14 protein-coding genes and 1 riboswitch are annotated in these 14,202 nt (G+C 40.0%); of the genes, 6 read left to right on the top strand and 8 right to left on the bottom strand.

Going from position 1 to position 14,202, the window contains the following annotated elements; translation table 11 throughout:
- Nucleotides 1-11 precede the first annotated feature (11 nt).
- The 6 genes from gluQRS to HLV59_RS17225 all read right to left on the bottom strand — a co-directional run bounded on the left by gluQRS (nt 12) and on the right by HLV59_RS17225 (nt 6,395).
- Nucleotides 12-908 (bottom strand): tRNA glutamyl-Q(34) synthetase GluQRS, encoded by an 897-nt coding sequence (gene gluQRS, locus HLV59_RS17250; protein ID WP_171430442.1) that lies wholly within the window; start codon nt 906-908, stop codon nt 12-14.
- A 1-nt stretch (nt 909) separates the two neighbouring features.
- The gene (dksA, locus tag HLV59_RS17245) at nt 910-1,446 is read right to left on the bottom strand and encodes an RNA polymerase-binding protein DksA (protein WP_002121205.1); all 537 of its coding nucleotides are present in this window, start codon (nt 1,444-1,446) and stop codon (nt 910-912) included.
- A gap of 211 nt (nt 1,447-1,657) precedes the next feature.
- On the bottom strand, nt 1,658-2,470 hold the full coding sequence (gene cpdA, locus HLV59_RS17240; protein WP_016144115.1) for a 3',5'-cyclic-AMP phosphodiesterase: 813 nt from the start codon (nt 2,468-2,470) through the stop codon (nt 1,658-1,660).
- 4 nt (nt 2,471-2,474) lie between these two features.
- A complete protein-coding gene (locus HLV59_RS17235; RefSeq protein ID WP_016144116.1) occupies nt 2,475-3,101 on the bottom strand; it encodes an NUDIX domain-containing protein in 627 nt (208 codons plus the stop codon).
- Nucleotides 3,102-3,176: 75 nt separating this feature from the next.
- The gene (gene thiC / locus HLV59_RS17230) at nt 3,177-5,054 is read right to left on the bottom strand and encodes a phosphomethylpyrimidine synthase ThiC (RefSeq protein ID WP_171430441.1); all 1,878 of its coding nucleotides are present in this window, start codon (nt 5,052-5,054) and stop codon (nt 3,177-3,179) included.
- An 89-nt stretch (nt 5,055-5,143) separates the two neighbouring features.
- Nucleotides 5,144-5,278: riboswitch (TPP riboswitch) on the bottom strand.
- Between the two features lie 34 nt (nt 5,279-5,312).
- A complete protein-coding gene (locus HLV59_RS17225; protein WP_216606741.1) occupies nt 5,313-6,395 on the bottom strand; it encodes a hypothetical protein in 1,083 nt (360 codons plus the stop codon).
- A 107-nt stretch (nt 6,396-6,502) separates the two neighbouring features.
- Between HLV59_RS17225 and HLV59_RS17220 the strand changes: the two genes are divergently transcribed.
- The 4 genes from HLV59_RS17220 to phoU all read left to right on the top strand — a co-directional run bounded on the left by HLV59_RS17220 (nt 6,503) and on the right by phoU (nt 10,237).
- The gene (locus HLV59_RS17220) at nt 6,503-7,084 is read left to right on the top strand and encodes a TetR/AcrR family transcriptional regulator (RefSeq protein ID WP_171430440.1); all 582 of its coding nucleotides are present in this window, start codon (nt 6,503-6,505) and stop codon (nt 7,082-7,084) included.
- Complete coding sequence (locus HLV59_RS17215) at nt 7,077-7,982, top strand: DMT family transporter (RefSeq protein ID WP_171430439.1); 906 nt, start codon at nt 7,077-7,079, stop codon at nt 7,980-7,982. Before HLV59_RS17220 ends, HLV59_RS17215 begins: the two co-directional genes overlap by 8 nt.
- Before the next feature lie 80 nt (nt 7,983-8,062).
- Nucleotides 8,063-9,409: a multidrug efflux outer membrane protein AbuO gene (gene abuO, locus HLV59_RS17205; RefSeq protein ID WP_456318746.1), complete on the top strand. Its 1,347-nt coding sequence runs from the start codon at nt 8,063-8,065 to the stop codon at nt 9,407-9,409.
- A 105-nt stretch (nt 9,410-9,514) separates the two neighbouring features.
- Nucleotides 9,515-10,237, top strand: coding sequence for a phosphate signaling complex protein PhoU (gene phoU / locus HLV59_RS17200; protein ID WP_013199117.1), 723 nt, complete (start codon nt 9,515-9,517; stop codon nt 10,235-10,237).
- 305 nt (nt 10,238-10,542) lie between these two features.
- Here the strand turns inward: phoU and HLV59_RS17195 are convergent, their stop codons facing one another.
- The gene (locus HLV59_RS17195; protein ID WP_000089995.1) at nt 10,543-10,812 is read right to left on the bottom strand and encodes an oxidative damage protection protein; all 270 of its coding nucleotides are present in this window, start codon (nt 10,810-10,812) and stop codon (nt 10,543-10,545) included.
- Nucleotides 10,813-10,821: 9 nt separating this feature from the next.
- Entirely contained in the window at nt 10,822-12,255 is a 1,434-nt protein-coding gene (argH, locus tag HLV59_RS17190; RefSeq protein ID WP_002121138.1) for an argininosuccinate lyase, read from the bottom strand.
- Between argH and HLV59_RS17185 the strand changes: the two genes are divergently transcribed.
- Together HLV59_RS17185 and HLV59_RS17180 are read left to right on the top strand one after the other, a co-directional pair.
- Nucleotides 12,246-13,385: a sensor histidine kinase gene (locus HLV59_RS17185; protein WP_171430438.1), complete on the top strand. Its 1,140-nt coding sequence runs from the start codon at nt 12,246-12,248 to the stop codon at nt 13,383-13,385. The two genes, argH and HLV59_RS17185, sit on opposite strands and share 10 nt — an antisense overlap.
- A gap of 60 nt (nt 13,386-13,445) precedes the next feature.
- On the top strand, nt 13,446-14,186 hold the full coding sequence (locus HLV59_RS17180; protein WP_016144122.1) for a LytR/AlgR family response regulator transcription factor: 741 nt from the start codon (nt 13,446-13,448) through the stop codon (nt 14,184-14,186).
- Nucleotides 14,187-14,202: the final 16 nt, after the last annotated feature.

Raw genomic sequence — 14,202 nt, 5'->3', positions numbered from 1 at the left:
TTTTTTATTATTTATAGATATGTTCCGCTGAGCTCTTGCCCATGGGGAATTAAATCGACATTCCACTGCGCTACAGCCTGCCTTAGCATCACTCTAGGTTGATCTAGATCAACCTTAGCTTGTCCTAAGGCTTGTATTGCTTTTTGGAGTAGTTCAGGCGCTTTTGATAAGTCGAGTGCTTGCGCAAGATTTTGTTTAGAGAGCTTTTGTCCTTGATCATTCATGGCGAGGGGAAGGTGCATATAGCTCAGTTTAGGATAACCTAGGAGTTGTCCCAGCCAGATCTGACGTTCGGTGTTATCTAATAAGTCTGCGCCTCGAACGACATGGGTAATACCTTGTAGATAATCATCCACGACCACGGCAAGTTGATAATTAATAATCCCATCGCGGCGCTTAAGGACGAAGTCTCCGAGATCGTAGTATAGATTGGAGCAATGAATTCCTTGCAATCGATCATCAAAACAGATCTGCTGATTTTGAACTTTTACCCGTATCGCTTGACCTTGAAAATCAAGATTGAGATCACGGCAAGTACCTGCATAGATTGCATTTGATCCGAGCATTTTGCGCGTACATTGACATGCATAAATCAGACCTTCTTTCTTAAGTTGGTCTAATACGCTTTCATAAATATCTAAACGGTTTTTTTGAAAGATGATCTCGGCATCGGGTTCGAACTGGAAGGCTTCGAGTGAGGTGAGAATATGCTCCTCACTGCCGGGATAAATACGAGGGATATCTGTGTCTTCGACACGAACCAGCCATTTGCCTTGATGGGCTTTTGCGTCGCAATAGCTGGCAACAGCAGTAATGAGTGATCCAAAATGCAAAGGGCCGGTTGGCGAGGGCGCAAACCGGCCTGAGTATGAAAAGCTAGGCTTCTCTTGAGTAGCTACAGCGGTCATATTAACCGTTATTTTGCTTCTCTTTGATTTCTGCCAAAGTTTTGCAATCAATACATAAAGTTGCAGTTGGACGTGCTTCTAAACGACGTAAACCGATTTCGATACCACATGTTTCACAGAAACCGTAGTCTTCGTTTTTAATTGCTTCCATAGATTGTTCGATTTTACGAATCAACTTACGTTCACGGTCACGTGTACGTAATTCAATTGCAAATTCCTCTTCTTGGGTCGCACGGTCGTTTACATCTGGCAGTGCAGTTGATTCGTCTTGCATCGTATTTAACGTACGATCAACTTCAGACATTAATTCAGCTTTCCATGCTTGCAGAATTTGTCGGAAATGCTCGAGCTGTCCTTCAGACATGTACTCTTCATTTTTCTTAGGTTGATAAGGTGCAATACCAAATAAACTTGCAGTTGTGCCTATGTCAGAAGTTTTAGGTTTCACTTTACGTGCACGTTTTGCAGAAGCTTTGTCGCCTTCCACTACAACTTCTGTATGTTCATCCAAAACTTGGTTGTGGTTGTCATTCGCCATAATAGGGCATTCCTCATCATACACGTATTATCTATACGCAAAAAATATGGTGATATGCAAGTGTTTTTATAGAAAACCATCGATGGGATTTTCCCATCGGGTCGTCATCATATAGATTTTTCCTGCAAGATGATAGTCATTCCGCCCCGTAAATATTTTCAAAACGTGTTTACCCCAGTCATAATTATATATAAGCATATAAGAAATAGACCTAATAGCCTGAAATATCGGTATTTATATGGCCTTGAAAATTTTCAAGACGGAAGACTTCTGTTTCAAAACTACCATCGTTTTTTAGACGAATGTAACGGTAGCCGGGAGCATTTTGATCTAAAGCAAAATCATTACTAAACGGTTTAAACTGAACACTTGTTGATGGAGTCGAGAAAAATTCGACCCCTTGCCAAATGTTTATGGAATCCTGATGAACATGACCACAGACTAAAGCTTTCACATTTTTAAACGGCGCCAATGTATTCAGTAAAGCATTAGAATTTTGTAGCTTGTGATGATCAATCCATTTTGATTTCATTGCAAAAGGATGGTGATGACAAGCCAACAAAATCGGGTTGTCTGCAAACTCTTCAAGTAAAGCCGTTAATTTCTCTAGTTGTTCTTCTGATAGATGCCCATCAATATGACCTTTTACCGCACTATTTAATAAAATAACGCGCCAGTTTCCTAAGCCAATTACCACCGGTTCCTGATGGTTCTCTTTATGCAATGGAAAATGGTCAACATTGTCATGATTACCTAAGGTCTGAAAAAAAGGCAGACCAAGCGTTTGCATATATTGAATATAACGTTTGTAGGTAATAGGCGTCGGTGCTTGAGCCAGATCACCCGTATGGACGATGGCATCAATTTCAGGATGTTTATTTCGTATTTGCTGAATAATGGCATGAAAACTTTCTTCAGGATTCATACCCACAAATTCTAAATGTGGATACTCCAATAAGTGGGTATCGGTAATTTGTATAATGACATGGTCTTTTTGTGAAAGTGTTGAGACTTGAAAAGTCACCGTCCTACCTCTTCGGATTTATTATCGTTTTGCCGTGTTGGGCCAGCCATTGTAATGCCATAATGACAGGAGCATTTCTTAAACGTCCACTGTTGAGTAGAGTCTGGATTTCACTATAATTAAATAAGTGCAATTGAATATTTTCACCCTCATCATCTACGCCAAATATACCACCTTTAGCGGGCAATTCAGTTTCGGCAACATAGAGATGAAATAACTCTGAGCAAGCACCAGCTGACGGATAAAAGCTAAATAGGTGCTCTAAATCCTGAACTTCACAACCTGATTCTTCAAGACTCTCTCGTCGAATGCAACTTTCTGGTGATTCATCACCATCTAACACGCCTGCAATGATTTCCAGTTGCCATGGTGATTGAGAGTCGTCTAAAGCCCCAACACGGAACTGTTCAATCAATGCAAACTGTTGTTTTTGATCGTTGTAGAGGAGTACACCAGCTGCTTCAGGCCGATGAACGAGTTCACGTTGCAATACATGAGTATATTCAGGTTGATTAAATAGACGATGTCGAAGGCTGACTTTTTCAACTTGAATAAAACCACGGAATAAAGATTCACGTGATGTTACTTCGACATCTTTAGATGTATAACTTGGACGTTCAACAATACTCATGATTCGGTCAGGACGAAATCTATTTATTTCATCCTAACCGAGAATCAGGGCTAGGCAAGTGTTTTTTTTGAATATTTACACTTTATGATACAGTTTTTGACCTTGCTCCTGATAAACCTCTTTCATCGCTTTGAGGCCTTCTTCAACCTCTGAATCGTTATTGGTGAGGTTGTTGGCATAGTCGCGTACATTCTGAGTGATTTTCATTGAACAGAATTTTGGACCACACATTGAGCAGAAGTGAGCAGATTTGTGAGCCTCTTTTGGTAAGGTTTCATCATGCATACTACGTGCTGTATCAGGGTCTAGGCTTAAGTTGAACTGATCATCCCAACGGAATTCAAAACGCGCTTTTGATAAGGCATTATCGCGAACTTGAGCACCTGGATGTCCTTTCGCAAGGTCAGCCGCATGTGCCGCAAGCTTGTAGGTAATAATTCCGTCTTTAACATCTTTTTTGTTTGGTAAACCCAAATGCTCTTTTGGTGTGACATAACAAAGCATCGCTGTACCGTACCAGCCAATCATGGCAGCGCCAATTGCAGAGGTAATGTGGTCATAACCCGGAGCGATATCAGTCGTTAAAGGCCCAAGCGTATAGAATGGCGCTTCTTTACATACTTCTAGTTGAAGGTCCATGTTTTCTTTAATCATGTGCATTGGTACGTGACCAGGGCCTTCAATCATGACTTGAACATCATGTTCCCATGCACGGTGAGTAAGTTCACCAAGGGTTTTAAGCTCGCTGAACTGTGCTTCGTCATTCGCATCTTGAATACAGCCCGGACGTAAGCCATCACCTAAGCTAAATGAAACGTCATAAGCTTTCATGATTTCACAAATTTCGTCGAAATGAGTGTATAAGAAGTTTTCTTCATGATGCGCTAAACACCACTGTGCCATGATTGAACCACCACGAGACACAATACCGGTCAAACGGTTTGCGGTGAGTGGTACGTAGCGAAGTAATACACCTGCATGAATCGTGAAGTAGTCAACGCCTTGTTCGGCTTGTTCAATCAGTGTGTCTTTGAAGATTTCCCATGTTAGGTCTTCTGCAACACCATCTACTTTTTCAAGCGCTTGATAAATAGGTACGGTACCGATTGGAACAGGTGAGTTACGAATAATCCATTCACGTGTTTCATGAATGTTTTTACCTGTCGATAAGTCCATAATGGTGTCGGCACCCCAACGAGTTGCCCAAGTCATTTTGGCAACTTCTTCGTCAATTGAAGAACCAAGTGCTGAGTTACCAATGTTGGCATTAATTTTAACCAAGAAATTACGGCCAATAATCATTGGTTCAAGTTCTGGATGGTTAATGTTGGCAGGAATGATCGCACGACCTTCAGCCACTTCTTGACGAACAAATTCAGGTGTAATTTCTTTTAAGTTTTTTGCACCGAAATTTTGTCCAGCATGTTGACGCATATCAACACCTTCACGCTGGCGCTGATTCTCACGAATTGCAATATATTCCATTTCAGGTGTGATAATACCTTGCTTGGCATAGTGCATTTGAGTGACATTTTTGCCAGTTTTAGCGCGGCGTGGGTTTTGAATGTGAGCAAAACGAATGTCAGCGGTACGAATGTCTTTTAAACGCTCTTGACCAAACTTTGAAGTTAAGCCAGAAAGTACGTCGGTATCGTTACGCTCTTCAATCCAGTTTTGGCGAACTGAAGGTAACCCTTTGTTTAAATCAATTTGAACATTTGGATCTGTATAAACACCTGAAGTGTCATAAACCATAATAGGAGGATTATGTTCACCGCCAAGACCAGTAGGGGTGTCGGTTAAAGAAATTTCTCGCATTGGAACCTGAATATCAGGACGAGAGCCTTCAATATAAACTTTTTTAGAAGCGGGTAAGATGCGGGTTAAATCTTTTGCATCTTGTTCATGTTGTGCTGAAATTTCAGCAGAAGAGAGATTCGTTAACTGGTTCATCACATGATCCTTATGAATAACATCAACGAATCAAGCACGACCAAAAACGATGGCGGATTTATCTTTACGAGATAAATTGAGGGCTTTAAGTTTTCAGATGGCTTGATTCCTACGCAGGTCTTAACCTGATCAGGTTCAACGGTACTTGTGATCAAACTTGTGTTGCGATAACACGGAATTTACACAATCTCAGCGAGCTATTACTCGCGCTCCGTCAAGCGATTTACAGACTAACATGTTTTAGGTTGGCTGGCATTGTCAATTTGTATCTATACAAACCGCATCCATATGGCAGTCACGATAGACTTCAGTGTTCCATGGGGAGTCTAATTTTAATAGCTGCTCAAGTTGTTCATGCGTAATCTGATAATTTGATTTTTTATCACCATTCTTATCAGTTAAATCTATTTTAAATTGCTTATTGCGTTCCTCTACAGGCGTGGCAATAAACTTAAGAAACAGTTGAGCAGGTTTGGCTAAACTCGATTCATTTTGTGTAGAGAGAAACCGAATTTGTTGAAGCGCATCTTTATCAAACCATGTGTTCGGGGCATATTCATCTGACACAGGGGTGTTGTCTAAACCAAAGAAAATAAAATAGCGATATTCGTTAAAGAGTAATTTGGCATCACTAATAAAGAGGCTCTTTGGATATTTTTGAATAAATTTTTCCCAAAACAATGCGCGTTCAGTGAGCTCTTTCCAAGAAATAGCCAACGCACCATCGTTATAAAAAATATTTTGATTGTCTTTCGCCATACGCGTTAAGAACTCTTTTTGGTCTGCTGGTAAGGCTTTAGAAAAAACATCAACTAAATAGTTTGGCTGACGTCGATAGGTAAACATGCCTTCACCTTGATAAAGGAGTTCAATGTAGGCTTGACCTTCATGTTGAAGTAAATATTGATCACGCGGGCTAAGTTGGGCGAAGAGTTTTTTCTGAGTTTGAATGACCTTTTTAAGGTCTTGTTTCTGTTCTAAAACAGCATAGCCAAATGCTTCAAAAGCTCTAGCTGTTTTGTCAGTGTAGTCTTGTTTAAGAAAACGTTGATACATGGCAGTTGATGCATTAATCAGCTTAAGCTGTTCCTCATTTTTTAAAGAGGGAACACAAGTTTTAAGCTTTTCATTAATTTGATTTAAATTTTCTATTTTACTGTTTTGGTCGATTTTCTGCATGGCAGCCATGATCTGTAAGCAGCTACTGTCTTGTTTTTGAGTAGCCTTTTGTTCAGTTGTTTTTTGCTCTTTAGACACAGGCTGATCTTGCTCTGATGTTTTATTACATCCAGCTAAAAGTAGTGCACTGCACATACTCATCATTAGAACTTTTTTCATCATAGTACTTTTATAGAAATTAATATTGCTCAAATTATAACGCTTAAAAAGATTGCATCATTGTTAGAAATCTTTATTATTAGGTAGGTCGGTCTACTTAAATTAAAACTATGAATGATAAAACAGCAAGACAGAAAATTCTCGATGCAGCGGCAACCTTATTTTATAACGATGGCATTACTGCAACGGGTATTAACTCGGTTACGACTAAAGCAGATGTTGCTAAGATGTCGCTTTATAATAATTTTTCTTCAAAAGGTGATCTTGTAGATGCCTACATTGCTGCACGACATCAAGAGTGGCTTGATCTCTATCAAACACGTTTAGAAAAAACAAAAACAGCGAAAGAAGCTATTTTGGCTGTGTTTGATGCCTATCAAGACCATGCAGAATTTGCCTATGAAAAAGGCTTTCGAGGTTGTGGATTATTGAATGCTGCGGCTGAGTTTCCTGCAAATAGTGCAGGGCGAAGTTCGGTAAAACGGCATAAAGAAGAAGTCGAGGCTATTGTTGCTGAGCATTTAAAAAAATTAATACCAGACTCTCAGCGTGTTAACTATGTGGCGACACAGCTTTCTTTTCTTTTAGAAGGTTCTATGGCACGAGCAGGCTTAGAAGGCAACAGTCGTCAACTCCTCTTGGCAAAACAAATGGCTGAAGACATTTTAAATAGAGAATGTCCACATGATTAGCCTCATTAAAAATAGTAGCTATGGAGGCACAATTGCGATTTTAGTTGCTTCCGTTTTATGGGGAACAACTGGTACGGCCGCAGCATTTGCACCGACACTTGGCCCACTTGCTATTGGCGCTGTAGCGATGGGTGGAGGAGGTCTTTTACAAGCTTTGGTCGCTTCAAGAGCAATTCGGGAAAACCGCCAATTTATTAGAAAAAATCTTTCAATACTTCTTTTAGGCGTAGCGGCAGTTGGTATTTATCCTTTGGCTTTTTATTCTTCAATGCATTATGCAGGTATTACGATTGGCACTGTGGTTTCAATTGGTACTGCTCCATTGATCGCAGCAATTTTAGAACGATTCTTTGACCGCAAAGCTTTATCGGCTATCTGGTTTCTAAGTTTTGTGTGTGGGGTACTTGGCGTAACGATGTTGTCGATGGGCGAAAGTCATGCGGTCCAAGAGAGTACAAACCAATGGAATAAATTCTTCGGTATTTTCCTTGGGCTGGTCGCTGCTACAACTTATTCACTTTATTCATGGGCTGCAAAAAGATTAATAGATCGGGGTGTTGCTGCTAAAGCTGCAATGGGCATGATTATGGGTGGTGGGGCAGTTATTTTATTGCCTACTTTGTTAGTTACAGGTGGAGGGTTATTGCAAAGCTCAACCAATCTACTTGTGGCTGGCTATATGATGCTAATTCCTATGTTTTTGGGTTATTTACTTTTCGGTTTTGGACTAAAAACAGTAAATACTAGCAAAGCGACCACCCTAACTTTATTCGAACCCTTAGTCGCTGCGATTTTTGCGATTGTTTTGGTTGGCGAGCATGTTTCATGGGTAGGTTGGATAGGCATGTTTTTGATTTTTATTTGTATTTTAATATTGTCAAAAACTAAGAACGCTTAAAAAACTAAAACTTTTAATGGCTTGAGTTTGATTTGAATTTTTCTTAGTCTTAAAGGCAAGTTTTATCGTTGATTTGAACAATGAAAATAAAATTAATGGTCGCTGTTGGCCTTTGGAGTTTTGCATCTTCGAGTTTTGCTCTAGATTTGGTTGAAGCTTATGAGCGCGCAAAACAAAATGACCCGACATGGCAAGCCAATCAACAACAATATGAAGCAGATCAACTTAATTTAGGCTTGGCAACGGGAGCGTTATTACCCACCGTTACATTGTCTGGAAACATTACTCGTAATCGACAAACTGTAAAACGTTCAAACTTTCCGGGTGTTGATCAAGAAGGCCTGTCAGATGCTTTGGTAAGTAACACGTCAACGACTCGACAAGCGACTCTCACTGCACGCCAGCCACTATTTCGTATGGATGCTTGGGAAGGTTATAAACAAGTTAAAACTTCGGTTGCCTTAAGTGAAATTACTTTAAGGCTGCAAAAACAAGATCATGTTTTAAATGTGGCAGAGGCCTATTTTAATGTGTTGCGTCAGCAGGCACTGAGTGTTGCATATTTACAAGAAGAAAAGGCTTTGCTTGAACAGCTCAATATGATGAATGCCAAACTCAAAGAAGGATTGGTGGCGCGTAGTGATGTGAGTGAAGCAAATGCTCAATATCAAAATGCCAGAGCCAATCGTATTTCAACCAATGTTCAATTACTTTTAGCTCAAGAGCAGCTTTCTGAATATATTGGTTCTTATCAAGATAAACTTGCTGTCCTGCGTAGTGATTTTAGTTTTCAAAAGCCTTATCCGGCAGAACTTAATGACTGGCTTTCTTTGGCGCAGCAAAAAAACTTAAAGATTCAGCAAGCCCGTTTACAGCAAAAATATAGTGAAGATCAGCGCCGTGTCGAAAAGGCCGCGCTTTATCCTCAAATAGATGCTGTAGCAAGCTATGGCTATACTAAACAAACACCAGAGACACTCATTTCGACTGATGGAAAATTTGATCAGGTCGGGGTAGAAATGAACTGGAATTTATTTAATGGTGGACGGACCCGAACATCAATAAAAAAGGCGACTGTAGAAGCCAATAAAGCGCAGGCACAACTTGATGCAGCCATTCGCCGTGCCAATGTCGATGTGAAAAGTGCCTTTATGCAGGTGGACACAGATCAAGCCAAACTTGAAGCAAGAAAGGCCGCAATGGATTCCTCTTCTTTAGTTTCTCAAGCTTCAAAAGCGAGTTATAACGAAGGCTTGAAAAGTATGGTTGATGTTTTATTGGCCCAGCGTAATGCTTTTTCTGCAAAACAGGATTATCTTAATGCTCAGTATGACTATTTATTGAATGTGCTTCGTTTAAAAGCTGCGGTAGGCCAATTAGGTGAAAAAGATCTGGTTGAGCTTAATAGCTGGTTAACCTATCAGTAAGTAAATGCTTTTATCTGAAATTTAATTTTGTCATAAAAACTTAATGATTGCTGTGTTTTAATGCTCAATCATTTTATTCCTGCGCCATCATGTTGGAGGCTTCCCTTGAGTCCAAGTAATCCGGTGTTAACCCATCATATTTCTTCTCAATTTAATGAAGATTTGCAAGATGTAAACACAAAGTTTATGACCATGGGTGGCTTGGTCGAACAACAGGTTGCCAATGCAATTCATTCTTTACTTGATACAGACGCAAATTTAGCAATTGATGTTCAATTTAAAGATAATGCAGTCAATCAATATGAACGTGATATTGATGAAGGTTTGACGCTAATTTTAGCACGTCGTCATCCAGCAGCGATTGACTTACGTATGGTTATTGCCATGAGCAAAGCCAATACTGACCTTGAGCGTATTGGTGATGAAGCGGCAAAAATAGCCCGTATTGCACAAAATCTGTGTGAAGAGGGTGGTTCGCCTCGTGGCTACATGGAAACACGTCATATTGGTAACCAAGTTCGTGTCATGATTCATGATGCACTTGATGCTTTTGCACGTTTAGATGCAGATCAAGCTTTACGTGTACTTTTAGCTGATGCTGACATTGACCGTGAATATCAATCAGCAACACGTACATTAATGACCTATATGATTGAAGATCCGCGTCATATTGCTCGTGTGATTAATGTGATGTGGGTTTTACGTTCATTAGAGCGTATTGGCGATCATGCTCGTAATATTGCTGAGCAAGTGATTTATATGGCGAAAGGCTTTGACGCTCGTCATACCAAAATTGAAGAAATTGAAGCCAAAGTCCACGAAAAGTAATCTTGAGCTGAAATATTTAAAAGCCTTGTTTCAAGCAAGGCTTTTTTATTTTTAAAAATAATAGATAAAAAAATGTCCCGAACTTTGGGGGGAAGTTCAGGACAGAAAATCAAGTGCATAAACACGACAGGGATCGTGTTCTTCTTGCTATAGAGTGATATTAAGTTCTTCGCTTTTTGATGTCATGTAGAGTCCTGTGCGCTCTATGTAAGGCTTTTTATGTTTGTGTAAGTTTCACGTAAAAAAAGGCGGATCTATGTATATAGATCCGCCTTTTAAATGATGAAAAAGCTAAAACAAACCGATTATTCTGGTTTCCAGCCTTCAGCTTTTTCTACACTTTCATCATTATTGAAGAATTTTTCACGTTGTTCTTCCAGAAACTTTTTAGCTTCTGGTTCAAACACGTTTAAACGCTTTTCATTAATGAGCGTAGTTTGATGCTGCAACCATTCTTGCCATGCTTGCTTAGAAACATTTTCAAAAAAATCTTGGCCTTTAGCACCCGGGAAAGGAGCGAAGTCTAAACCTTCCATTTCCTTTTGATATTTACGGCAAAATACTTGACGACTCATGTTTTATCCTTAAGCGTATAACTGTTCTAAACGTGTATGGGCACGCGCAATCGCAGCTTCAACCTGTTTTGGTGAAGTTCCACCAATATGATCACGTGCATTTACAGAAGCTTCTAGGGTTAAGGCTTTATCAAATACATCTGCTGTAATTAAGTCAGAGAATTGCTGTAATTGCTCAAGTGTTAACTCAGATAAATCTTTTTCTTCAGCAACGCCTAACGCGACTGCTTTACCTACAATTTCATGCGCATCACGGAAAGCAACGCCTTTTTTCACTAAGTAGTCAGCAAGATCGGTTGCAGTTGAGAATCCACGAAGCGCAGCTTCACGCATAATTTCAATATTTGGCACCAATGCAGGAATCATGTCTGCAAATGCCATGAGTGAACCACGAACCGTATCGATCGCATCAAATAAAGGTTCTTTATCTTCTTGGTTATCTTTGTTGTACGCCAATGGTTGACCTTTCATGAGCGTAAGCAAGCTAATTAAGTCACCAAATACACGGCCAGATTTACCACGGATAAGTTCTGGAACATCCGGATTTTTCTTCTGCGGCATAATTGAAGAACCAGTACAGAAACGGTCAGGAATATTCACAAATTTGAACTGTGCAGAAGTCCAAAGAATGAGCTCTTCTGACATACGTGATAAATGCATCATGATCAGTGCAGCAGCTGCATTAAATTCGATGGCAAAGTCACGGTCAGATACGGCATCAAGCGAGTTTTCAGATACAGCTTCGAAACCTAAAAGTTCTGCTGTGTATGCGCGGTCAATCGGATAAGTTGTACCAGCAAGCGCAGCTGAGCCAAGTGGCATGCGGTTAACGCGCTTACGGCAGTCTTGAAGACGCTCAGTGTCACGTACCAACATTTCAAACCATGCAAGCAAGTGATGACCAAAAGTCACAGGCTGAGCAGTTTGTAGATGTGTAAAGCCCGGCATAATTGTATTTACATTTTTGGCAGCCAAGCCTAACAAGCCTTTTTGTAAACGCTCTAATAATTTTAAAATATCATCAATTTCGTCGCGTAGGTAAAGACGAATATCAGTTGCAACCTGATCGTTACGGCTACGGCCGGTGTGTAATTTTTTACCTGTAATGCCAATACGTTGAGTCAAACGTGATTCAATGTTCATGTGAACATCTTCAAGATCGATGCGCCACTCAAAGTTTCCAGCCTCAATTTCTGAGCGAATGGTGCTTAAACCTTCAATAATGTCATCGCGTTCTGCTTCTGTGAGTACGCCAACTTTCGCAAGCATGGTAGCATGCGCAATCGAACCAGCGATGTCTTGCTTATAAAAACGTTGGTCAAACTGAACAGAGGCGGTAAATTCGGCTACAAAAGCGTCCGTCGCTTCAGAAAAACGACCACCCCACATACCTGAGGTTTGGTCTGGGGTTACTGAATTAGGGGGATTTGAAGATGTGGTCATGGTGGCTCAGTAAAATAAAAAAGAGTATATCACTTGCCGAAGCTCAACAAACAAAGTTGTTTCCTACAGCATACCGAAATCAAAATTCCTCCTATTTTTTTACGAAAAACGGGCGTTGGCAACACTTATTCGAATTAATTATCGCAAGTAATGTTTTGGCACTGGTCTTGGCATTGGCTGAAGCGCAGTCTTGGCAAGCCTTAAGTGGTGGAAGACTTTTTCAATACATCATTTTTATTAACTGGGTAATATTGTCTTTTTTTGCCTTGGTTGAACGCTTTCAAGGTTTTTTTAGCGGTTTACGTCAAGAGTTTGCTTTAGCTATTGGTTTTGTGATGCTACAAGGCATTGTTGTTTTGACTACTTTAATGAGTAATTTTTTTCAGTTTGGTCTTTTAAATAAACATGCTTCTTTAACACAGGACTTGAGCATTTACTTTACCAATGTACCTTTATATCTAAGCTATGGAATATTACTCGGGGCTTTCTGCTTACGTTATTTATATGTCAGAGAACAGTGGTTGCATCAGCAGTATGCAGAATTAAATGCTCGTATTCAGGCCATGCAAGCGCGAATTCATCCTCACTTCTTATTTAATAGTTTAAATAATGTGGTCAGTTTAATTACGATAGATCCAGATAAAGCAGAAAGCATGCTTATTAGTTTGTCGCGGCTATTTCGCGCGAGCTTCCAAGAATTGAAGTTGGTGAGTCTGCATGAAGAAATCGAGCTCAGTAAACAATATTTAATGATTGAACAGGTTCGCTTGGGGGAACGTTTAAAAGTAGATTGGAAAATTGAGCTTTCACCTGTGCAACTCAAACAGATCACTATTCCTTTATTGACATTACAACCCTTGTTAGAGAATAGTATTTTTCATGGGGTAGAACCAATGATGGATAAAGCAACCATAGGGGTATTGGTTGAAATATTGCAAAATCAGGTCAGTATAGTCATTACCAACCCATATACAGACGATACAATAAATTCACGGAAAGGGCATGGAATCGCTCTTGAAAATGTTAAGCAGCGCCTGAAAGCGTATTATGGGAACACCGTTAGATTTCAGGTTTATAAAGGCGAAGCTTTATATACCACTATTATGAGCTATCAATATCAAACAAAATAATAAGTCAGTCAGAGTTAACCATAAAAAAATGGACCAAGTTAACGGTGACAAGGAGGATGAATGAAGGTGCTAATTTGTGACGATGAACCACTTGCAGTGGAGCGTTTGTCACGTTTAGTTTCAAAGATGGGACATGAAGTTGTATCAACGGCTCATCATGGACAGGAGGCCTTAGAACAGGCACGGCTTCATCAACCGGATGTAATCTTACTTGATATTCAAATGCCAGGTATGAATGGTCTCGTCTGTGCAGAACAGTTAAGCCAGTTAAATCCTCGGCCTGCGATTGTGTTTTGTACCGCCTATGATCAGCATGCATTAGAAGCTTTTAAATCTCAGGCTCAAGCATATCTTCTTAAGCCGATTGATCCAGTAGAACTTGAACAAGCTTTTGGACAATTGACACAGCTTACTCGAGCACAGCTAAGTGCTTTGCCACCACATGAATTTTTACATGATCTAAAAACACAGCGCCATCAAATTGCTGCAAAAACCTATCGTGGCGTTGAGCTGATTCCTGTTGAGAATATCTATTATTTTTTAGCAGATCAGAAATATGTCACGGTGCGTCATCAAAACGGCAGTGTATTAATAGATGAAACATTAAAAGAACTTGAAACCGAATTTGCAGATCAGTTTATTCGTATTCATCGAAACGCGTTGGTTGCAGTTGCATATCTAGATGGGCTAGAGCTGGTTAGTTCGGGACAATATCAGGTTAGATTACGAGGTCTTGATGAAAGGCTTTCAGTGAGCCGTCGACATTTGTCTACGCTTAGAGAGCGAATTCATCAGCTCTAAATTTAAAAGAGTGATC

The organism is Acinetobacter lactucae (genome assembly GCF_013122135.1).
Classification (GTDB): Bacteria; Pseudomonadota; Gammaproteobacteria; order Pseudomonadales; family Moraxellaceae; genus Acinetobacter; species Acinetobacter lactucae.
This window is presented reverse-complemented; position numbering and strand designations above follow the sequence as displayed.

What these genes read in the sequence shown, in the direction of transcription:
- HLV59_RS17235 (WP_016144116.1), bottom strand. Translation starts at nt 3,101, where the DNA reads ATGAGTATTGTTGAACGTCCAAGTTATACATCTAAAGATGTCGAAGTA.
- argH (WP_002121138.1), bottom strand. Translation starts at nt 12,255, where the DNA reads ATGACCACATCTTCAAATCCCCCTAATTCAGTAACCCCAGACCAAACC.
- HLV59_RS17225 (WP_216606741.1), bottom strand. Translation starts at nt 6,395, where the DNA reads ATGATGAAAAAAGTTCTAATGATGAGTATGTGCAGTGCACTACTTTTA.
- HLV59_RS17180 (WP_016144122.1), top strand. Translation starts at nt 13,446, where the DNA reads ATGAAGGTGCTAATTTGTGACGATGAACCACTTGCAGTGGAGCGTTTG.
- HLV59_RS17195 (WP_000089995.1), bottom strand. Translation starts at nt 10,812, where the DNA reads ATGAGTCGTCAAGTATTTTGCCGTAAATATCAAAAGGAAATGGAAGGT.
- thiC (WP_171430441.1), bottom strand. Translation starts at nt 5,054, where the DNA reads ATGAACCAGTTAACGAATCTCTCTTCTGCTGAAATTTCAGCACAACAT.
- gluQRS (WP_171430442.1), bottom strand. Translation starts at nt 908, where the DNA reads ATGACCGCTGTAGCTACTCAAGAGAAGCCTAGCTTTTCATACTCAGGC.
- HLV59_RS17215 (WP_171430439.1), top strand. Translation starts at nt 7,077, where the DNA reads ATGATTAGCCTCATTAAAAATAGTAGCTATGGAGGCACAATTGCGATT.
- HLV59_RS17220 (WP_171430440.1), top strand. Translation starts at nt 6,503, where the DNA reads ATGAATGATAAAACAGCAAGACAGAAAATTCTCGATGCAGCGGCAACC.
- dksA (WP_002121205.1), bottom strand. Translation starts at nt 1,446, where the DNA reads ATGGCGAATGACAACCACAACCAAGTTTTGGATGAACATACAGAAGTT.
- HLV59_RS17185 (WP_171430438.1), top strand. Translation starts at nt 12,246, where the DNA reads ATGTGGTCATGGTGGCTCAGTAAAATAAAAAAGAGTATATCACTTGCC.
- abuO (WP_456318746.1), top strand. Translation starts at nt 8,063, where the DNA reads ATGAAAATAAAATTAATGGTCGCTGTTGGCCTTTGGAGTTTTGCATCT.